Origin of the sequence: Nocardioides sp. cx-169, assembly GCF_021083605.1 — a bacterium.
Taxonomy (GTDB): Bacteria; Actinomycetota; Actinomycetes; order Propionibacteriales; family Nocardioidaceae; genus Nocardioides.
Window position 1 is genome coordinate 88,689 of record NZ_JAJNRO010000017.1, and the last position, 19,471, is coordinate 108,159.

At 73.8% G+C, this 19,471-nt stretch carries 19 protein-coding genes; 10 read left to right on the forward strand and 9 right to left on the reverse strand.

Annotated features, from left to right (window positions below; all coding sequences use genetic code 11):
- Positions 1-6: 6 nt before the first annotated feature.
- The 6 genes from LRP67_RS19755 to LRP67_RS19780 are packed head-to-tail and all read right to left on the reverse strand — an operon-like array spanning position 7 to position 5,945.
- Positions 7-1,494 (reverse strand): hypothetical protein, encoded by a 1,488-nt coding sequence (locus LRP67_RS19755; RefSeq protein ID WP_231271870.1) that lies wholly within the window; start codon positions 1,492-1,494, stop codon positions 7-9.
- On the reverse strand, positions 1,491-2,135 hold the full coding sequence (locus LRP67_RS19760) for a hypothetical protein (protein ID WP_231271850.1): 645 nt from the start codon (positions 2,133-2,135) through the stop codon (positions 1,491-1,493). Before LRP67_RS19760 ends, LRP67_RS19755 begins: the two co-directional genes overlap by 4 nt.
- Positions 2,132-3,364, reverse strand: coding sequence for a hypothetical protein (locus LRP67_RS19765; RefSeq protein ID WP_231271851.1), 1,233 nt, complete (start codon positions 3,362-3,364; stop codon positions 2,132-2,134). The genes LRP67_RS19760 and LRP67_RS19765 overlap by 4 nt, the downstream gene beginning before the upstream one ends.
- Positions 3,365-3,372: 8 nt before the next feature.
- Positions 3,373-4,653, reverse strand: a complete 1,281-nt coding sequence (locus LRP67_RS19770) for a hypothetical protein (RefSeq protein ID WP_231271852.1) — start codon at positions 4,651-4,653, stop codon at positions 3,373-3,375.
- Entirely contained in the window at positions 4,650-5,147 is a 498-nt protein-coding gene (locus LRP67_RS19775) for a glycosyltransferase (protein ID WP_231271853.1), read from the reverse strand. The genes LRP67_RS19770 and LRP67_RS19775 overlap by 4 nt, the downstream gene beginning before the upstream one ends.
- The gene (locus LRP67_RS19780; protein WP_231271854.1) at positions 5,148-5,945 is read right to left on the reverse strand and encodes a CDP-alcohol phosphatidyltransferase family protein; all 798 of its coding nucleotides are present in this window, start codon (positions 5,943-5,945) and stop codon (positions 5,148-5,150) included.
- Between the two features lie 184 nt (positions 5,946-6,129).
- On the opposite strand from LRP67_RS19780, the gene LRP67_RS19785 reads away from it, so the two are divergent.
- A complete protein-coding gene (locus tag LRP67_RS19785; RefSeq protein ID WP_231271855.1) occupies positions 6,130-7,302 on the forward strand; it encodes a glycosyltransferase family 4 protein in 1,173 nt (390 codons plus the stop codon).
- On the opposite strand, the gene LRP67_RS19790 is transcribed toward LRP67_RS19785, so the two are convergent.
- A complete protein-coding gene (locus tag LRP67_RS19790; RefSeq protein ID WP_231271856.1) occupies positions 7,259-7,723 on the reverse strand; it encodes an adenylyltransferase/cytidyltransferase family protein in 465 nt (154 codons plus the stop codon). The two genes, LRP67_RS19785 and LRP67_RS19790, sit on opposite strands and share 44 nt — an antisense overlap.
- Before the next feature lie 173 nt (positions 7,724-7,896).
- Between LRP67_RS19790 and LRP67_RS19795 the strand changes: the two genes are divergently transcribed.
- From LRP67_RS19795 to LRP67_RS19810, 4 genes are all read left to right on the forward strand, one after another.
- Positions 7,897-8,646 (forward strand): siderophore-interacting protein, encoded by a 750-nt coding sequence (locus tag LRP67_RS19795; protein WP_231271857.1) that lies wholly within the window; start codon positions 7,897-7,899, stop codon positions 8,644-8,646.
- Between the two features lie 136 nt (positions 8,647-8,782).
- Positions 8,783-12,346 (forward strand): transcription-repair coupling factor, encoded by a 3,564-nt coding sequence (gene mfd / locus LRP67_RS19800; protein WP_231271858.1) that lies wholly within the window; start codon positions 8,783-8,785, stop codon positions 12,344-12,346.
- Positions 12,347-12,380: 34 nt separating this feature from the next.
- Positions 12,381-13,076, forward strand: coding sequence for a hypothetical protein (locus LRP67_RS19805; RefSeq protein ID WP_231271859.1), 696 nt, complete (start codon positions 12,381-12,383; stop codon positions 13,074-13,076).
- A 4-nt stretch (positions 13,077-13,080) separates the two neighbouring features.
- Positions 13,081-13,707, forward strand: a complete 627-nt coding sequence (locus tag LRP67_RS19810; RefSeq protein ID WP_231271860.1) for a MazG family protein — start codon at positions 13,081-13,083, stop codon at positions 13,705-13,707.
- Here the strand turns inward: LRP67_RS19810 and LRP67_RS19815 are convergent.
- Both LRP67_RS19815 and LRP67_RS19820 read right to left on the reverse strand, forming a co-directional pair.
- On the reverse strand, positions 13,704-14,153 hold the full coding sequence (locus LRP67_RS19815; RefSeq protein ID WP_231271861.1) for a MarR family winged helix-turn-helix transcriptional regulator: 450 nt from the start codon (positions 14,151-14,153) through the stop codon (positions 13,704-13,706). The genes LRP67_RS19810 and LRP67_RS19815 overlap by 4 nt on opposite strands.
- 65 nt (positions 14,154-14,218) lie before the next feature.
- Positions 14,219-15,115, reverse strand: a complete 897-nt coding sequence (locus tag LRP67_RS19820) for an alpha/beta hydrolase (RefSeq protein ID WP_231271862.1) — start codon at positions 15,113-15,115, stop codon at positions 14,219-14,221.
- A 156-nt stretch (positions 15,116-15,271) separates the two neighbouring features.
- On the opposite strand from LRP67_RS19820, the gene eno reads away from it, so the two are divergent.
- The 5 genes from eno to LRP67_RS19845 are packed head-to-tail and all read left to right on the forward strand — an operon-like array spanning position 15,272 to position 19,228.
- The gene (gene eno, locus LRP67_RS19825; protein ID WP_231271863.1) at positions 15,272-16,549 is read left to right on the forward strand and encodes a phosphopyruvate hydratase; all 1,278 of its coding nucleotides are present in this window, start codon (positions 15,272-15,274) and stop codon (positions 16,547-16,549) included.
- Between the two features lie 9 nt (positions 16,550-16,558).
- The gene (locus LRP67_RS19830; protein ID WP_231271864.1) at positions 16,559-17,149 is read left to right on the forward strand and encodes a septum formation initiator family protein; all 591 of its coding nucleotides are present in this window, start codon (positions 16,559-16,561) and stop codon (positions 17,147-17,149) included.
- Positions 17,146-17,637 (forward strand): DUF501 domain-containing protein, encoded by a 492-nt coding sequence (locus LRP67_RS19835; protein WP_231271865.1) that lies wholly within the window; start codon positions 17,146-17,148, stop codon positions 17,635-17,637. The genes LRP67_RS19830 and LRP67_RS19835 overlap by 4 nt, the downstream gene beginning before the upstream one ends.
- Complete coding sequence (locus LRP67_RS19840) at positions 17,634-18,530, forward strand: exopolyphosphatase (protein WP_231271866.1); 897 nt, start codon at positions 17,634-17,636, stop codon at positions 18,528-18,530. The genes LRP67_RS19835 and LRP67_RS19840 overlap by 4 nt, the downstream gene beginning before the upstream one ends.
- A complete protein-coding gene (locus LRP67_RS19845) occupies positions 18,527-19,228 on the forward strand; it encodes a uracil-DNA glycosylase (protein ID WP_231271867.1) in 702 nt (233 codons plus the stop codon). The genes LRP67_RS19840 and LRP67_RS19845 overlap by 4 nt, the downstream gene beginning before the upstream one ends.
- Positions 19,229-19,471: the final 243 nt, after the last annotated feature.

A 19,471-nucleotide genomic window follows, 5' to 3' on the forward strand; every position in this document is an offset into this window, starting at 1 on the left:
CGGCGGTCAACAGGGCCAGCGGAGACGCGGGGACCTGGAGGAGCCGTCGATGACCTCGAGGCGGCCGGCCCGGTTGAGCGTGTGCAGCCGGCTCCCGCGCCAGTCCTCGCCCGCCGTGAGGCGGCCGATGGTGCGCTGCTCGAACGCGTCGGCGTCCAGCCGCACCACCTCGGCGATGGCGAGGGCCGAGCCGTAGCCCCCGGTGCCGTCCTGGGCCGGCCGCACCAGCCGGCCGTCCCGCTCCAGGACCCGGCCGGCGGGGCGCGCGCTGGCGATGTCCAGGACGACCGGGTTGGCCCGGTGCGGCGTCCAGGGGCCGCGCAGGTCGTCGGCGTACCAGACGTGGAGGGCGTCGGAGCACGAGCCGTCGCCGCGGACCGTGGCCGAGAGCCACCACCGTCCGCCGTGGCGGAAGGGGGTGACGTCGTTGGCGTCCACGTCGCGCAGCAGCACCGTGTCGAGCACCCAGGAGCGGGGGAAGTCGGTGGCCCGGTACAGCTCGACGGTGCCGGCCGCCGAGGTCTCGGGGATCATCCACACCTCGTCGTCCTGCTCCAGCACACACGGGTAGGAGAGGTGGACCTCGTGCTCGAGGACGCACACCGGCGTGCCCATCGGCCCCTGGTGGTCGAACTCGACCACGGAGATGACGCCCTTGCCGACGCGGTGGTCGTAGTCCTCGACGAAGAGGTAGGTGCGGCCGGCGACCTCGAGGGGGAAGGGGTCGGCGTAGAAGTGGTGACCGTCGTCGGGCAGGTCCTGCCACCCCGAGGCCGGGTGCTGCAGGGTGTCGATCACGCCCGCCCCGTCGACGAAGCGCCAGCCGACCCGCCAGTGCGGGGTCCGGTAGAGGATGCGGGCGGCTCGGCGCAGGGGCACCCTCGCCACGGCCCGCACCGCCTGGTGGGTGGGGGATCGACCGCCGGCCGGACGGCGGTCCAGGGCCGGCTCCTCCGGAAGCCGCGGCGGTCGCCCCGCGACGGCGGCGACGAGGAGGCTGACGCAGCCGGCCAGCACGTCGTCGAGGGCGGCCGCGGTCACGCCGGGCCACTCGCTGCCGGGACGCGCGCTGGCGAGGGGGGTGCCGGAGGCGTCGACGACCTCGACCACCGGGAACCGCCCGGCGAGCAAGGCGGCCGCGGCGGCACCCTCACCCCGGCGACCGTCGAAGGTCAGCGACCATCCCTCACCACCGCCCGCCGGCCCGGCGGTCAGGTCGAGTACGAGCACCCGCCCGCTCTCGGGCCGCCTCGTGCTCAGGTGGGCCAGGCGCTCGCGCCCCGCGCGGGTCGCCCCGGCGCTCGGTAGCCGGTGCAGCCTCCGCTCGATCGCGAGCAGCCGCTCGAGGTCGCGCTCGGGGACCGGCACGTCGTCGCCCCAGGCGACCCCCACCCGGAGGTGCCCCACGCGGCACAGCGCGGCGGCCAGGGCGAGGTGCCAGCCGCGAGGCCCGACGGCCGGCAGCCGGAGCTCGACGTACGCGGCGGCGTTCATCGCAGGTGGGCGAGCACGCCATGGGCGAGGGTCGCCGCGAGCCGGTCGGCTGTGGGCACGGTGAGGCGGAGGACGATGCCATGGGGAGCGCGTGCTCCCTCGTGGGCGTCCGGCACGTCGTGGGTGTGCACCTCGAGTCGGCGCCATGGCAGTGACCTGGTGGGCAACCGCTGGACGCGGGGCAGGTCGATGAAGCCGCGGCTGTGGTGCAGCTGGGTGGTCAGGGTGCGCAGGTTCCCCTCCATGGTGCGCTCCTCGACCCGGAAGGACACCGCCTCGGCCAGCTCGGCGGCCTCCCGCAGGGTGAAGGTACGGCCGATGGAGCCGGGCCGGGCGCGCTTGACGATCTCCGAGCGCAGGCCTCGGTCGGCGGTCAGGATCAGGTCGGCCCGGTCGATCAGCTCGTCGGTGAGCACGCGGGACCGGTGCTGCTCGAGCGTGAGCCACGGTAGGCCGCGTGACCGGGTCAGCCGCGTGACCTCGGGGCACGCGCCGACGCCCTCGGCGGCGCTCACGCCGGCGCTGCGCACGTCGACGTCGCCCCCGAACCCGCGGGCGAGGAAGGAGCGCTCCAGGCAGATGGCCATGAGGGGGGAGCGGCAGATGTTGGCCGCGCACACGGTGAGGACGGTGAAGGTCATGGCTCCTCCTGGGGGGGACGGGGCTGGAGCGCCAGGGCGACGAGGAGGAAGGTGATGCCCGAGGGCGTGGCGTCGAGGACCCCGCTCTCCAGGAAGCTGCGGCCCAGCAGCAGGAGCAGCAGGGACGCCGAGAGCGAGCGCATCGGCGGCCGCGTCGCGGCGACCCGGGCGCCCGTCGCCAGGACGAGCAGGAGCAGCAGCGCGGTGCCGGCCACCCCGGCCTGCACGTACGCCGAGACCCAGGTGCTGTCGAGGATCTGGTCGGAGCGGTACATCGCGGAGACCGGGATCCGCTTGACGGCCAGGCCCACCCCCAGGACCCTCTCCGGCCAGGTGTCGGCGAAGTTGAAGGCGGCGTGCCAGGCGACGGTCCGGGAGTTCAGAGTCAGGAGGCTGGCCGAGTCGCCGCGCGTGGCGTAGGCGTTGACCACCGGCGTGAGGAACACGATGCCCAGCACCGACGGGATCGCCAGCAGCCCGGCGCACATCATCGGCACCGGGATCCGAGGGGCCATCAGGACCAGCACCAGGGCCGCGAGCGCGAGGGCGACCAGACCGGTGCGCGTCCCGGTCAGCCAGATCACGCCGAGGCACGGCGCGATCGCCGCCAAGTCCCTCCAGGTCGCGTAGCGGTGGACGCAGCGCCACAGGATGCACAGGAGCGGCACGCTGACCAGCAGCGAGATCTCGTTGGCGTTGAGCGGGGGCACCCCTCCGTAGAGCCGCCCCGAGGAGGCGAGCGACCCCAACCCGGTCACCGACGCGAACCCGGCGAGCAGGAGCATGGCGCAGGTGAGAGCGCTCAGCAGCTCCCCGGCGGGGAAGGCATGGACCAGGCAGACCGCGGTCGCCGCGAGGATGAGCAGCCGTGCGGCCAGCACCATCGTGGGCATCGCGGAGTCGTACAGCGCCGCGCCCACCGTCGTGACGGCGAGGTAGGCCCCGAGCAGCGGCAGGGGGCCCACGCGGAGCCGGGCCCAGGGCGTGCCCCTCGCGGGCGCGGTGGCGGCCGCGGCGAGCGCGACCAGGCTGAGGGCCGCCTTGGCCATGACGACGGCGTCGACCCCGCCGGAGAAGTAGCTGCCCTTGCGCCAGGCCACCGAGGAGACGAGCAGCAGCAGGCAGACGACGAGGGCGCGTGCCGGTGGGCGGCCCAGGGGCGAGACGACGCCGAGGTCCGCACGCGCGAGGCCCGCCCGGTTCGAGGCGGCGGGGCGCGACGTGGGCACCGCCGTCCTCATGGCGCCACCGCCGGCTGCGTGGAGGGCTCGGGTCGCTCCGCACACCGGGGGACGAGCAGGCACTGCCGGCACACGACACCGGCGGCTACCGAGCCAGCGGACAGCAGCCACGGAGCCACCGAGACCGGGAGGTCCAGCCAGAGCAGCGCTGCGGCGGTGGCGCCGAGCCCGGCCAGCGAGTCCAGCACCCGCAGCCCGAGCACCCTGGCCTGGTCGCCACGTACGGCGGCCAAGGTTCCGTAGGGGAGCACCACGGCGCAGGACGCGGCGTAGACGGCCCACCCGAGCACGGCGAGCCTGGCCAGGTCGAAGCGCCCGGCGGTGAGCACGGGCCCCAGGTGCGGTGCTCCCGCCGTGGCGGCGGCTGCCACCACAGCGCAGACGCCGAGCAGGACTCTCGCGCCGCGATCGGCTCGGCGCAGGAGGGTGGACATCGACTCCTCCCGGCCGACGGCGTACGACGAGAAGAGGTAGGAGCCGATGCCCTGCACCAGGAGCATCGCCGGCGCGGCGAAGAGACGGGCGGCCTCCAGCTCGCCCACTGCCACCTGTCCCGCGGTGACCAGCACGACCCAGCGCACCAGGTTCAGCGTCGTCGGACGCACGAACTGCTGCACCGCGCGCCAGGAGCCGAACGACAGCACGGCGTGCAGCGCCCTCTCCCGCCCCGTGCCGCGCTGTCGCAGAGGCCACCGGCGCTCGCGGCGCGGCAACGCGCGCAGGCACCCGGCGCACGCCACCACCTGCCCCACCAGCAGCGCGGACAGGAAGCCGTCGAGCGAGAGGCCACCGCCGCTGAGCAGACTCAGCAGCAGCATGCTCGCCACGAAGGCGCCGCAGTCGACGGCGACCAGATGCCAGAACCGTTGGCACGCCATCAGCACGCGGCGCAGGAGGTCGGCCGTCATGAAGGCGGCCGTGGCGGCCGCGAAGACCACCGCCGTGCCTGCCGGCAGGTCGCCCAGCGTCCAGGACAGCACCAGGGCGGCGCCGGAAGCGCCGGTGACGGCGACGACGGCGAGCCGGGCGAGGGCGGACCGGATGGCGGGATCGTGGCGGTCCAGCACCGTCAGCGAGTCGCCGACCAGGCCGCTGGACACGGCGGTCGCGATCACCGCCGAGCCCAGGAGCATGGCGAAGACGCCCAGCCCCTCGGCACCGAGCGCCCGGGCCGCCAGGAGCTGGAGGGCGAAGCTGCCGAGCGCCAGGACGGCCTGCGCGGCGACGGCCCCCACCGCGGCGGGCAGCCGGGGGCGCGGGGGCGTGGGCCCTCTCACACCGCGTCCGCCGAGGCGCGCCGACGACCATCGGCGCTGTGTCGGATCGACTGACCGCCTTCCAGCTTCTTGCACAGCTGCTCGTAGCCCGCGGCCACCTCCAACCAGTCGTAGCGGTGGGCGGCCCGCGCGCGGTGGAGGGCGCCTCGTTCCCTGGCCAGCCCCGGCCGCAGCTCGGCGGCGTGCAGGAGCGCCGGAAGGTCCGTCGGCCCGGCGAAGTAGCCGCCGTGCTCACCGAGCACCTCACGGTTGAACGAGACGTCGTAGGCGAGCACGTGCGTCCCCGCGCCCATCGCGCGCAGGACCTTCCAGCTCGGGAGGTGGACGAGTCGCATCCCCAGGTAGTTGTCGGGGGCGGCGTCCGCCGTCTCGCGGCAGTAGACCGTCACCTCGTGGCCGCGGGTCACCAGCCGCCGGCCGATCTCCTCGACTGCGGTCTCGAAGCCCCCGTAGTGGGCGGGCACTCCGCGGGTCCCCAGCATCGCGATGCGCATCTATGCCCCCAGGACGTCGAGCAGACGGAGCTCGCGCCACCACTTGACGCAGGCGAGCAGGAGGAAGGCGGCGTTGGCCACCAGGAGGGCCGCGTAGCCGCCGAGGAAGACGTGGGGCCAGGCCAGGAGCACGAAGACCCAGCAGAAGGTCCCGTAGTCGTTGGGCAGTACCAGCCACGTCCGCAACGGATGTTCCGGGCCAGGCTCGGCTGCGGCTGCCAGGGGGGCTCGGCGTCGTAGATAGGGCACCAGGATGATCCCGAAGTACGTCGTCATGTCCACGACCAGGAACGCCATCGGGAGCACCAGCGCGGCCTCGGACTCCACCGGAGGGAACCGGAACAGCGAGACCAGCACGGCCAGGTGGAACACGCAGGTCTTGACGCAGTCGAGCGTGTGGTCGAGCCACTCGCCGCTGACCGAGCCGCCGCCGCGCAGCCGGGACAGCTGGCCGTCGACGGAGTCCATGACGTAGCCGAGGGCGAGCAGCGCGGAGACGGTGAGGCCGAGCTCCAGCGAGGGCTCGTTGACGACGAGCAGCACCAGCGCTGTGCTGGTGAACGCCGCTCCGAAGAGCGTGGCGGCGTTGGGTGACAGCCCGACGACGTGCGCCGCGGCGGCGACTCGGCGGGCCACGGGCCGGTTCACCAGGCGCGAGTACGCCGGCGTCCCGCGCGACGGCTTCTGTGCCCTGCCCAGGGCCTCGAGGTGGACGCGGTACCACGCCAGCACGGTGGCGTGCTCGGGGACGGGCTCGGGCGTCGGTGGCGTAGGGCTGAACGTCGGCGACACGGCCATCGACGGCCTCCTGGAGCTGGGCGGACCCGGACGGGCGGCCTCGTCACGTGTCGGGCCGGGGCCGGGCCACGAACGTAAGGACGGCCCCGGTACCGCAAGGCGCGCTCAGGGGAGACGTAGCCAATTTTGGGCATAGGCAGCGCGCAATCGCCGGTGCCGGACCGGGTCTTCCTTCACTGCACGGATGACGCAACGAACCGTGGTGATGGCCAACCCCTCTGCCGACGTCTACGGCGCGGACCTGCAGCTCCTGGAGAGCGTGAGGGCATACCGGGGGCGCGGCTGGCGGGTCGTCGTCGTGACGCCCTCGACGGGGCCGCTGCTGCCCCGGCTGGTTGACCTCGGCGCCGAGGTCGAGCTGCTGCCGTTCCCGGTGCTGTGCCGGGCGGCGCTGTGTCCGGGCGGCGTCGCCGCGCTGGTCCGCGGCAGCCATGACGCCCTGACGCGGATGAGACGACTGCTGGAGCGCCTGCAGCCGGACGTCCTGTACGTCAACACGCTGACGCTGCCCTGGTGGCAGCTGGCCGGCCGGATGGCGGGGGTGCCGGTCCTGTGTCACGTGCACGAGGCCGAGGCCCGCGACCCGGCGTGGATCCGCGCCACGCTCGCGGCCCCTCTCGCGCTTGCCGACACGGTCGTCGCCAACAGCCGGACCACGATGGACCTCACCGTGCGCACGGCGCCGTACCTGCGCCGCCGGCTCCGGCTCGTGCCCAACGGCGTCCGTGGGCCGGGCGGGCACCCCGTCTCCCACCCGCGAGACGGGCGGTTCCGGATGCTGGTCGTCGGACGGCTCTCACCCCGCAAGGCGCCCGAGGTGGCGATCGAGGCGGCGGCCCTCCTGCGCGCGGCCGCACTGCCCGTGGAGCTCGAGCTCTGCGGCACGACGGGACCGGGGCACGAGGCCTACGTCGAGGGGCTGCGCCGGCGCGCCGAGCGCCCCGACCTGTGCGGCGCCGTGAGCTTCACCGGCTACCAGGCGCCGATCTGGCCGGCGCTGGAGCGGGCGGACGCCCTGGTGGCGACCTCCCTGGGGGAGTCCTTCGGCAACGCGGTGGTGGAGGGTCAGCTGGCGGGGCGGCCCGTGGTCGCCTCGGCCGTGCCAGGGCACCTGGAGACCGTCAAGGACGGGGTCACGGGACTGCTGGTGCCGGCCCAGGACCCCGAGGCGCTCGCGGACGCGGTCGCGCGGCTCCTGGAGGCCCCGGAGCTCGGCCGGCGCCTGGCGACGCAGGGGCTGCACGAGGCGGAGGAGCGGTTCGGTGTCCGGCGGTACGGCGAGGAGATCGCCTCGGCCGTCGACGACCTGGTGGTCAGACCTGGAGCTCGCGGGCGTCGTCCTGCGCTGCGACGCTAGCCGCGTCGAGCTGACGCAGCGCCAGCCGCAGCCGGGTGCTGGAGGTCTGGTGGGTGTAGGGGAAGTAGACGACGTCCACGCCCACCGACCTCATGCGCCGCTCGAGCTGCTCGCCCTTCGGCGTGCCTCGCCAGTCGTCGCCCTTGAAGATGCGGTGGAACCGCACCGCGTCCCACGCCACGAGCTTGTCCGGCACGTCCTCGACGTACACGGCGTCCACGACGTCGATGGCGCCGACGATGGCGACCCGCTCGTCGAGCGGGACGATCGGCCGCACGCCCTTCATCCGCAGGCAGAGCTCGTCGGAGACGACCCCTGCGACGAGGCGCTCGCACGTGGTGCGCGCCCGCCAGAGCAGGTTCAGGTGGCCCACGTGGAACAGGTCGTACACCCCGGGCGCGTACCCCACGACGGTTCTCATCGGTGTCTCCCTCGGTCGAGTGTCGAGCGGCTCGAACCTAGGAGCGCGAGCGAGGGGGCGCTGGCTTGGGACGACGACTTACCCAAGACGGGTGACGCCCGCGTGGAGAGACGGGCCGCCGCGGCCGGCGACACCGAGTTAGGCTGACCTAACAACCGACCCCAGGAGCGCCCGTGCCCGGCACCACCCAGCTGACCGTCACGTCCACCGAGCGGGTCAGCCCCGCGCTGGTGCGCGTGCGGTTCCGCAGCGACGACCTCTCCGCCTTCGCGGCCAGCGTCGACACCGATCGCTACGTCAAGCTCGTCCTGCCCGTCGAGGGCGCCGACGTCGTGCGCACCTACACCGCGCTCGAGCCCGACGTCGACGCCGGCACGCTCGCGATCGAGTTCGTCGTGCACGGTGACACCGGCGTGGCCGGCCCCTGGGCCGCCGCCGCCCGCCCCGGCGACACCCTTCAGGTCCGCGGCCCCGGCGGCGCCTACGCCCCCTCGCCCGACGCCGACTGGCACCTGCTCGCCGGCGACGACGCCGCGATCCCGGCGATCCGGCAGGCCCTGGCCGCGCTTCCCGAGGGCGCCGTGGCCGACGTGCTGATCGAGGTGGAGGACGCCGCGCACCAAGTCGACCTGCCCGAGTCCGACGGCGTCACCGTCACCTGGGTGCACCGCCGCGGCGCGACCGAGGGCGACCCGCTCGTGGCCGCCGTCCGCGCCCTGCCCTGGCGCGAGGGTCGCGTGCACGCGTTCGTGCACGGCGAGGCGCAGGCCGTCATGCACGGCATCCGTCCCTACCTGCTCAAGGAGCGTGGGGTGCCGCGTGAGGACGCGTCGGTCTCGGGCTACTGGCGCCGTGGCCGCACCGAGGAGGGCTTCCGCGACTGGAAGGCCGAGCTCGCCGCCGCGGAGACCGCCGCCGGATGACCCGACGCCGCCGCCGGCCCGTACGGCGCTCTGGCGGCGCGCCCCTCGACGACGTCGTCGTAGACTGGGAGACGTCCACCCCCCGTCATCCGTGACCGGGGGCTGTCGTGTTGTCAGCCCCTCCCAGGAGCCCCCCGTGTCGCTCGCCGGCCTCGCCGACGCCGTCCTGTCCGACCCGACCCTTGCCGACGTCCTCGCGGACGCCGAGGGCGGGCGGGTCCGCGCCCTCGACCTCACAGGCCCCGAGGCGATGCGCCCCTTCGTGGTGGCGGGGCTGGTCCGCGCCGGTCGCACGGTGCTCGCGGTCACCGCGACCTCCCGCGAGGCCGAGGACCTGGTCACCGCCCTCGGCGACCTGCTCGACCCGGCCGGCGTCGGCTACTACCCCAGCTGGGAGACCCTGCCCCACGAGCGGCTCAGCCCCCGCAGCGACACCGTCGGTCGTCGCCTGGCGATCCTTCGCCGGCTGCGGCACCCCGGCAGCGACCCGAGCAACGGCCCGCTGCAGGTCGTCGTCGCGCCGGTCCGCTCCCTGCTGCAGCCGCAGGTCAAGGGCCTGGCCGACCTCGAGCCGGTCGAGCTGGCCGCAGGCGAGACCCAGCCGCTCGACGACCTCGTACGCCGCCTGGCGGACGCCGCGTACTCCCGGGTCGACCTGGTGGAGCGCCGCGGCGAGTTCGCGGTGCGCGGCGGCATCGTCGACGTCTTCCCGCCCACCGAGGAGCACCCGCTGCGCGTGGAGCTGTGGGGCGACGAGGTCGAGGAGATCCGCTCGTTCTCCGTGGCCGACCAGCGCACCCTCGACAAGGTCGAGCGGCTCTGGGCGCCGCCGTGCCGCGAGCTGCTGCTCACCGACGAGGTACGCCGCCGCGCCGCCGAGCTCGGCCAGGCGCACCCCCAGCTCCTGGAGCTGACCGACAAGATCGCCGCCGGCATCGCCGTCGAGGGCATGGAGTCGCTGGCCCCCGTCCTCGTCGACGAGATGGAGCTGCTCGTCGACCTGATGCCGCCCGAGACCCACGTGCTCGTCCTCGACCCCGAGCGCGCCCGCAGCCGCGCCCACGACCTGGTCGCGACGAGCGAGGAGTTCCTCGGCGCGAGCTGGGCGGCCGCGGCCGGCGGCGGCACCGCCCCGATCGACCTCGGCGCGGCGTCCTACCACTCGATCGCCGACGTCCGTCTGCACACCCTGCAGCAGGACAAGCCCTGGTGGACCATGAGCCCCTTCGGCCTGGACGACGCCCGGGCCGAGGGCAGCGCCGGAGGCAGCGCCGAGGACGTGGGGGTCCCGACGCGCGCGCTCCCGGCCGGCCCGGTCGACGCCTACCGCGGCGACCTCGACAAGGCCATTGCGGACCTCGACCGCTGGCTCCAGGACGGCTTCCGCGCGGTGGTCGTCCACCCCGGCCACGGACCGGCGCAGCGCATGGTGGAGGTCCTGGGCGAGCGTGAGATCGCGGCGCGGCTGGAGGAGGACCCCGACCGCATCGAGCACGGCGTCGTCACCGTCACCTGCGGCGCGGTGCAGCACGGCTTCGTCGACGACACCAACCGCCTGGTGCTGCTCACCGGCGAGGACCTCAGCGGCCAGCGCTCCAGCACGCGCGACATGCGCAAGATGCCCGCGCGGCGCAAGAAGCAGATCGACCCGCTCGAGCTCAAGGCCGGCGACTACGTCGTCCACGAGGCCCACGGCGTCGGGCGGTTCGTGGAGATGAAGCAGCGGGTCGTCGGCGGTGCCACCAGGGAGTACCTCGTCCTGGAGTACGGCGCCAGCAAGCCCAGAAATGCCAGTGGTCCGCTCCATGATCGTTTGTACGTCCCGGCCGACGCGCTCGACCAGGTGACCCGCTACGTCGGCGGCGAGCAGCCCAGCCTGGACCGGCTCGGCGGCGCCGACTGGGCCAAGCGCAAGGGCCGCGCCCGCAAGGCGGTCCGCGAGATCGCGGCCGAGCTGATCAAGCTCTACGCAGCCCGGCAGGCCACCAAGGGCTTCGCCTTCGGGCCCGACACCCCCTGGCAGCGCGAGCTCGAGGACGCCTTCCCGTTCACCGAGACCGTCGACCAGCTGACGACGGTCGAGGAGGTGAAGTCCGACATGCGCCAGACCGTGCCGATGGACCGGCTGGTCTGCGGTGACGTCGGCTACGGCAAGACCGAGATCGCCGTGCGCGCGGCGTTCAAGGCGGTCCAGGACGGCAAGCAGGTCGCCGTGCTCGTGCCGACCACACTGCTGGTGACCCAGCACCTGAGCACGTTCAGCGAGCGCATGAGCGGCTTCCCCGTGGTGGTCAAGGGGCTCAGCCGCTTCCAGACCCCCGCCGAGGCCAAGGAGGTCATGGCCGGCCTGGCTGACGGCAGCGTCGACATCGTCGTGGGCACCCACCGGCTGCTCAACCCCGACATCCGGATGAAGGACCTGGGGCTGATCATCGTCGACGAGGAGCAGCGCTTCGGCGTCGAGCACAAGGAGCAGATGAAGCGCCTGCGCACGTCGGTCGACGTCCTCAGCATGAGCGCCACCCCGATCCCGCGCACGCTGGAGATGGCGATCACCGGCATCCGCGAGATGTCCACGATCACCACCCCGCCCGAGGAGCGGCACCCGGTCCTCACCTACGTCGGCGCCTACGAGGACCGCCAGGTCATCGCTGCCATACGCCGCGAGCTGCTGCGTGAGGGCCAGGTGTTCTACATCCACAACCGGGTCAACTCGATCGACAAGGCGGCGGCCAGGATCCGCGAGCTCGTGCCGGAGGCGCGGGTGGCGGTGGCGCACGGACAGATGGGCGAGCACCAGCTCGAGCAGGTGATGCTGGACTTCTGGGAGAAGAGCTTCGACGTGCTCGTCTGCACGACGATCGTCGAGTCCGGGCTGGACGTGTCCAACGCCAACACGATGATCATCGAGCGCGCCGACACCCTGGGCCTCAGCCAGCTCCACCAGCTGCGCGGCCGGGTCGGCCGTAGCCGCGAGCGTGCCTACGCCTACTTCCTCTACCCGGCCGAGAAGCCGCTCACCGAGACCGCCCACGAGCGACTCGCGACCCTGGCCCAGCACTCCGACCTCGGCGGCGGCATGGCGATCGCCATGAAGGACCTGGAGATCCGCGGCGCCGGCAACCTGCTCGGCGGCGAGCAGTCCGGTCACATCGCCGACGTCGGCTTCGACCTCTACGTGCGGTTGGTCGGCGAGGCCGTCAACGAGTTCAAGGGTGAGACCGAGCCCGAGCTGAACGAGGTGCGCATCGAGCTGCCCGTCGACGCCCACCTGCCGCACGACTACGTGCCGAGCGAGCGGCTGCGGCTGGAGATGTACAAGCGCCTCGCCGAGGTGCGCGCCGACGAGGACGTGGACCTGATCCGCGAGGAGATGCTGGACCGCTACGGCAACCCGCCGCAGGAGGTCGAGGCGCTGCTGCTCGTCGCGCGCTTCCGCGCCCGCGCCCGCGCCGCCGGCATCGGGGAGGTCACCATCGCCGGGAAGAACGTCCGCTTCGCGCCGGTCAGCCTGCCGGAGTCGCGGGTGCTGCGGCTGCAGCGGCTCTACCCGAAGTCCATCGTCAAGACCTCCGTCGACACCATCCTGGTGCCGCGCCCCGGCACCCCCGGGCGGACCGGCACGCCGCTCACCGGCATCGCCCTGCTTGAATGGGCCCGCGGCGTCATCGACAGCGTGATCGACCCGCCACAGCAATGAGCCCAGCACCAGCACGGCCATGAGGAGATTTCGCGTGACCAGCAGCAGCCGAGTCCGACTGGCCATCGTGGCCGCCGCGGTGACCGTGGGCCTCACCGGCTGCGGCGTCGCCGGCACCTCCTTCCACCCCGGCGTGGCCGCCGACATCGACGGCGACACGGTCACGACCGGCCACGTCGACGAGCTGGTCTACGACTACTGCGAGGCGGTGCGCGACCAGCTGAGCCAGGACGGCAGCGCCGTCCCGCTCGGCTACCTCCGCTCCGGCGTCGTCGGCCAGCTCACGCTCGCCGCCGCGGCCGAGCAGCTGGCCGAGGAGCAGGGGGTCGAGCCGACCCAGGAGTACGCCAGCGCCCTGGCCGAGCTGCGGGCCCAGACCGCCGCCCTCACCGAGGCGCAGCGCGACGCCGTCCTCGAGATCAACGGCTCGGGGGTCTACGTGCAGGCCGTCGAGCTCGCGGTCGGCCGCAAGCTGCTCTCCGAGGAGGGCCAGCGCTCGCCCGACGACCAGACCGCGGGGCAGCGTGGCGTCGACGAGCTCAACGCGTGGCTCGAGGAGCACGACGTCGAGATCAATCCCGAGTACGGCATCGAGATCGTCGACGGGCAGCCGGTCGACGCCGACACCCAGCTGGCCGTCGGTGTCGGCGACACCGCCCGCACCGCGGCGCTCCAGGAGCCCGACCAGCAGTACGCCAAGAGCCTTCCGGCCTCGCAGCGCTGCGGCTGAGCCCGTGACCGGGCCCGTGACCGGGCGCGACGAGGGGCAGCCGCTCGTCGAGTTTCTGCACGTCATGCGCCGGCTGCGTGCCGAGTGCCCGTGGAAGGCCTCGCAGACCCACCGCTCGCTCGCGCGCTACCTGCTCGAGGAGACGCACGAGACGCTCGAGGCGCTGGACACCGGCGACACCGAGCACCTGCGCGAGGAGCTCGGCGACCTGCTGCTGCAGGTCTACTTCCACGCCGTCATCGCCGAGGAGTCCGGCCACTTCGACCTCGACGACGTCACGCGAGACATCACCGAGAAGATGGTGCGCCGCAACCCGCACGTCTTCGGCGACGGTGAGCCGTCCAACGACGCGACGGCGGTCAACGAGGCATGGGAGGCCATCAAGGCCACCGAGAAGGACCGCTCCTCGGTCACCGACGGGCTGCCGCCGACCCTGCCGGCCCTGCTCTACGCCGACAAGGTGCTCGACCGCCTCGCCCGTCAGGGCGCCGCCGTGGACACCACCGGCGACGACCTCGGCGACCGGCTGCTCGGCCTCGTCGCCGAGGCCCGCGCGGAGGGCCGCGACCCAGAGCAGGCGCTGCGCGACGCCGTACGCCGTCGCGTCGAGCGGACGGACGGGCAGCCCTAGTCCCCGTCGGCGGCCGCCGGGACACCGGTGATGGCGCGATCCAGCCTCGCCAGCATGCTCCGCACCGCCACGACGTCGTCCGCGGTGCCGAGCCGGTCCTGCACGGCCCGCACGCTCGCGCGGAGCCGCGGGAGGCACTCGGCGACCTTCGCGTGACCCGACTCCGTCAGCTCGAGGTCCCAGGACCGTCCATCCCGGGCGTGGCGCCGGCGCACGAGGTGCCCGGCCCGCTCCATGGCCGACAGGTAGCCGGACAGGGTGGTGGACCGGATGCCGAGCGCGCGGCCGAGGTCGCCCGGCGTGCGCGCCCCGGCCGCGAGCTGGCTGTAGACGGCGTACTGGGCTGCGGAGACGCCGCACGGGGCGAGCGCGGAGTCCAGGAGGGCGCCCAGGTGCTGGTCGATGACGAACAGGTCGAGGGCGACGTTGCCGCCGGGCTGGTCCACGACGAAGCGTGGCTCGTCCGCTCGGGGGGTGCGGCCTCCCGGGGTCGGGTCCGGCGACGGCGTCGTCACGACCGGGTCCCGGGCCGGGCGGCCGCGATGAAGTCGGCCACCACCCGGCCGGTGGCCGTCTGGTCTCCCTCGAGGGTGAGGACCAGGTCCCATCCGTGCCCGTCGCGCAGGGCGAGGAACCGGGCACCCGCGCGGGCGGCGAGCTCGCGGGCGGCGCGGAACTCCGAGGACGCGCCGTCGCGGCGGGCGCGGGCCACCAGCCCCGGCGACGTGAGCCGGGGGGCGAGCCCGAGCAGGTGGACGCCGTCCCAGGCGCTGGGCCCCGAGAGGTCCACCCACGCGTCGACCGCGGCTCCCTGGGCCGTGGCACGCACCGCGAGCGAGCCGCCCATGGAGGCGCCGAGCACGACGACCGTCCGCGCGCCGGCCTCGCGCCGCAGCCAGCCGGCGGCGAGGTCGACCTGGTCCGCGATCGCGGCCGCGCGGTCGTCGTCGCACGCACTCGCACCAGAGCCGCAGGGGTCCATGCTGAGGGTGACGATGCCGCGGGCGGTGAGCGTGGCGGCGTACGGCAGCCAGCCGCACAGGCCGGGCGACCCGGCCTGCGGCAGCATGACCACGGCGGCACCGCTGGGTCGCGGCGGCAGGAGGGCGGCGGCCCTGAGGTCCATGCCGGCTCCGCGCAGCGTCGCCGGTCGGATCGTGGCGGACGCGGGGGTGTCGCTCAGGCACTGCTCGGCGACATCCTCCTGGTCGTCCCAGGCCTCGGCCGCGGTCTCGGTGGCCGGGGCGCCGCTGTCGGTCGGGCGGTCGGTAGGGCTGCCGGCACCCTCCTCGTCCTGGGACCGCTCGCCGGCGCACCCGGCCAGCGCCAGGGCGGCGACGAGGACCGCGACGAGGCAGGCGCGGCGCAGCCGCGGGCGGGTTCGAGGACGCTCTGGTGGGTGCGGCATGGGCCTCGGCGGGATGGGATCGGGGTGTCCCGAAAGTACTACGAGTTCGCAGTATCCGCCACGGTGCTCGACGGCCGGACCCGCCTCCCGGCAACCTCGGCCCGACCGGACTAGGCTGGCCGGGCAGACGGCCCCCAGCTCAGGAGTGCATTCCCAGTGGCAGCAATCGAAGCAGTCGGCGCGCGAGAGATCCTCGACTCGCGCGGCAATCCCACGGTCGAGGTCGAGGTGCTCCTCGACGACGGGTCCTTCGCCCGGGCGATGGTGCCCAGTGGCGCCTCGACCGGCGCCTTCGAGGCGGTCGAGCTGCGCGACGGCGGCGATCGCTACGGCGGCAAGGGCGTCCAGCAGGCCGTCGCCGCCGTGGTCGAGAAGATCGGCCCGGCCGTCGAGGGCCTGGACGCCGACGACCAGCGGGTGCTCGACCAGACCATGCTCGAGCTCGACGGCACGCCCAACAAGGCCACGCTCGGCGCCAACGCCATCTTGGGCGTCTCGCTCGCCGTGGCCCGCGCCGCGGCCGACTCCGCCGAGCTGCCGCTCTACCGCTACGTCGGTGGGCCCAACGCCCACCTGCTGCCGGTGCCGATGATGAACATCCTCAACGGCGGCTCGCACGCCGACTCCAACGTGGACGTGCAGGAGTTCATGATCGCGCCCATCGGCGCCCCCACCTTCCGCGAGGCCCTGCGTCAGGGCGCGGAGGTCTACCACGCGCTCAAGTCGGTGCTGAAGAAGAAGGGCCTCTCCACCGGCCTCGGCGACGAGGGCGGGTTCGCGCCCAACCTCGACAGCAACCGCGCCGCGCTCGACCTGATCGCCGAGGCCGTCTCGGCCGCCGGTCTCACGCTCGGACGCGACATCGCGCTGGCCATGGACGTCGCCGCGTCGGAGTTCTTCAAGGACGGCTCCTACGCCTTCGAGGGCGGCACCAAGAGCGCCGACGAGATGACGGCCTACTACGCCGAGCTCGTGTCCTCGTACCCGATCGTCTCCATCGAGGACCCCCTCGACGAGGACGACTGGGACGGCTGGAAGGCCATCACCGACGAGCTCGGCGGCCGCACCCAGATCGTCGGCGACGACCTGTTCGTCACCAACGTCGAGCGCCTGCAGCGCGGCATCAGCGGCGGACAGGCGAACGCGCTGCTGGTGAAGGTCAACCAGATCGGCTCGCTCACCGAGACCCTCGACTCCGTCGAGCTGGCCCACCGCAGCGGCTACCGCTGCATGATGAGCCACCGCTCCGGCGAGACCGAGGACACGACGATCGCCGACCTCGCGGTCGCCACCAACTGCGGGCAGATCAAGACCGGAGCCCCGGCGCGGTCCGACCGGGTCGCCAAGTACAACCAGCTGCTGCGCATCGAGGACGACCTCGGTGACGCCGCCCGCTACGCCGGCGCGTCCGCCTTCCCGCGCTTCCAGGCCTGACCCAGCCCCATGGCCGACAACCGCCGTACGCCGCCCCGCGGGTCCCGCCCGCGGGGCCGCACCGGCCCCGGGCGCGTCCCGGGGCGGGGCGCGGTCACCCGGGGTGGCGCGTCCGCTGCGGGACGCGGGGTCGCCCCGCCGCCCCAGCGGCGGTCGCGCTTCACCGCGCGTGCCGCGGTGCTGGTGCTGGTGGTCGCGGTGCTCGCGGTGTCCTACGCCTCCTCCATGGGCGCCTACCTCGACCAGCGCGCGGAGATCAACGCGCTCAAGGAGCGCAACGAGAAGACCTCCGCCAGCATCGACGAGCTGGAGCGCGAGACGCGGCGCTGGAAGGATCCGGCGTACGTCCAGGCCCAGGCGCGCGAGCGACTGAAGTTCGTCATGCGGGGCGAGCGGTCCTACGTCGTCCTCGACGAGGACGGCGAGGCGCTCGAGAGCGAGTCCGAGCTCAGCGACCCCGCCGACCTCGACCGGGAGCCGCCCGAGGCATGGTGGGGCCGGGCGTGGGAGTCCGTCGAGCTCGCCGGTCATCCGCCGAAGCCCGCACCCCCGCCGGCCGCCCAGATCGACGGCTCCGCCGAGCCCGACGGCGACCAGTGATCGACCCCGCGGACGAGGCGACGGTCGAGGCACAGCTCGGCCGGTCCCCTCGGTCCATCCATGCGGTGGGCCACCGCTGCCCCTGCGGCAACCCCGACGTCGTCACGACCGAGCCGCGCCTGCCCAACGGCACGCCGTTCCCCACGACCTTCTACCTCACCTGTCCCCGCGCGGCCTCGATGATCGGCACGCTGGAGGGCTCGGGGCTCATGAAGGAGATGCAGGCCCGGCTGGGCGAGGACCCCGAGCTCGCTGCGGCCTACCGCGCCGCCCACGAGTCCTACCTCGCCTACCGCGCGACGCTCGGCGAGGTGCCTGAGATCGAGGGCATCTCCGCCGGGGGAATGCCCGACCGCGTCAAGTGCCTCCACGTGCTCGCCGCTCACGCGCTCGCCGCCGGGCCCGGCGTCAACCCGCTCGGCGACGAGGTGCTCGCCCTGCTCGGCGAGTGGTGGGCCGCCGGCCCGTGCGTGACCGTCGAGCCATGAGCACTGTCGCGGCCGTCGACTGCGGCACCAACACGATCAAGCTGCTGGTGGGGGACCTGCCCGACGTCGCCGTACGCGAGATGCGCATGGTGCGTCTGGGCGAGGGCGTCGACCGCACCGGGCGGCTGGGCGCGGAGGCACTGGCGCGGGCGTTCGCCGCGATCGAGGAGTACGCCGCGATCCTCGCCGAGCACGACGTCTCCCGGCTGCGCTTCTGCGCCACCTCGGCGACCCGCGACGCGGCCAACGCGCAGGAGTTCTCCGACGGGGTCTACGCGCGGCTCGGTGTGCGGCCCGAGGTGCTCTCGGGGGAGGAGGAGGCGGCGCTGGCGTTCGCCGGCGCCGTGCGCAACCTCGCCGCGCGGCCGGACGCTCCGGTGCTGGTCGTCGACATCGGCGGCGGCTCGACTGAGCTGATCCTCGGCGACACCGCGCCGTCCGCGGCGGCGTCGATGGACATCGGCTCGGTGCGCCTGCACGAGCGGCACCTGCGCTCCGACCCGCCGACCGCCGACGAGGTCGCGGCGTGCGTCGCCGACATCGACGCGGCGCTGGACGCCTGCCCGGTCTCGCCCGCGGACGCGGCGACGGTCGTCGGCATCGCCGGCACGGTGACCACGGTCGCCGCCGGGGTGCTCGACCTGCCGACGTACGAGCGCAGCGCGATCGACCAGCAGGTGCTGGCGGTCGAGGCGGTGCACGCGACGGTGTCGCGGCTGGTCGCGATGCCGGTGTCGGAGCGGCTGGCGCTGGGCTACATGCATCCTGGACGTGCCGACGTGATCGACGCCGGCGCACTGATCCTCTCGTGCGTCCTGCGGCGCACGTCGGTCCCGACCCTGGTGGTCTCCGAGTCCGACATCCTCGACGGGATCGCCTGGTCGCTCGTATGACCGGTGCGCCCGACGCCCTCGCCGCACTGGAGGCGGAGATCGTGGAGTGCCGCCGGTGCCCGCGGCTGGTGGAGTGGCGCGAGCGGGTCGCGCGCGAGAAGCGGGCGGCGTTCGCCGACGAGACCTACTGGGGACGCCCGATCCCGGGCTTCGGGGTCGCCGACCCGGCGGTGCTGATCGTCGGGCTCGCGCCCGCCGCCCACGGCGCCAACCGCACCGGCAGGATCTTCACCGGCGATCGCTCCGGCGACTGGCTGTTCGCGAGCCTGTACCGCGTCGGCCTGGCCAACCAGCCCACCAGCACCCACGCCGACGACGGCCTCGAGCTCACCGCCACCCGGATCGTCGCCGCGGTCCGCTGCGCCCCGCCGCAGAACAAGCCCACGCCGCAGGAGCGCGACAACTGCGCCCCCTGGCTCGACATCGAGCTCAAGCTCGTCGCCCCGTCCCTGCGTGTGGTCGTGGCCCTCGGCTCGATCGGCTGGGCCGCTTCCTTGCGCGCCTTCCGCGCCGCCGGCTGGACCGTCCCCCGCCCCCAGCCCCGCTTCGGCCACGACGCCTCCGCCACCATCGGCACCCCGTACGGCGACATCACCCTCCTCGGCTGCTACCACCCCAGCCAGCAGAACACCTTCACCGGCAAGCTCACCGAACCCATGATCGATGCCGTCCTCACCCGCGCCGCCAGCTTCACCTGACTCCTGGTGGGGGCGGGTCTCGAGGCTCAGGCGCCAGGGCGCCTTCGCACCTCGACCACCGAGGAGACCGCCGCCCACGCGAAGAGGGTCGTGAAATCCTCAGAACCCTTGTGGATAAAGGGGATTCTCGACCCTGCCACTGTCGGTGGCGGGTGCTTGAGTAGTCCTATGAGCAGCCCCGCCACCCCCACCGCGAGCCACCTCGTGGCCGCCGGAGTGGCGCGGCTGCGTGAGCAGGTCGCC

What these genes read in the sequence shown, in the direction of transcription:
- LRP67_RS19790 (WP_231271856.1), bottom strand. Translation starts at nt 7,723, where the DNA reads ATGAGAACCGTCGTGGGGTACGCGCCCGGGGTGTACGACCTGTTCCAC.
- LRP67_RS19755 (WP_231271870.1), bottom strand. Translation starts at nt 1,494, where the DNA reads ATGAACGCCGCCGCGTACGTCGAGCTCCGGCTGCCGGCCGTCGGGCCT.
- LRP67_RS19840 (WP_231271866.1), top strand. Translation starts at nt 17,634, where the DNA reads ATGAGCACTGTCGCGGCCGTCGACTGCGGCACCAACACGATCAAGCTG.
- LRP67_RS19845 (WP_231271867.1), top strand. Translation starts at nt 18,527, where the DNA reads ATGACCGGTGCGCCCGACGCCCTCGCCGCACTGGAGGCGGAGATCGTG.
- LRP67_RS19820 (WP_231271862.1), bottom strand. Translation starts at nt 15,115, where the DNA reads ATGCCGCACCCACCAGAGCGTCCTCGAACCCGCCCGCGGCTGCGCCGC.
- LRP67_RS19780 (WP_231271854.1), bottom strand. Translation starts at nt 5,945, where the DNA reads ATGGCCGTGTCGCCGACGTTCAGCCCTACGCCACCGACGCCCGAGCCC.
- LRP67_RS19785 (WP_231271855.1), top strand. Translation starts at nt 6,130, where the DNA reads ATGACGCAACGAACCGTGGTGATGGCCAACCCCTCTGCCGACGTCTAC.
- LRP67_RS19760 (WP_231271850.1), bottom strand. Translation starts at nt 2,135, where the DNA reads ATGACCTTCACCGTCCTCACCGTGTGCGCGGCCAACATCTGCCGCTCC.
- LRP67_RS19830 (WP_231271864.1), top strand. Translation starts at nt 16,559, where the DNA reads ATGGCCGACAACCGCCGTACGCCGCCCCGCGGGTCCCGCCCGCGGGGC.
- LRP67_RS19775 (WP_231271853.1), bottom strand. Translation starts at nt 5,147, where the DNA reads ATGCGCATCGCGATGCTGGGGACCCGCGGAGTGCCCGCCCACTACGGG.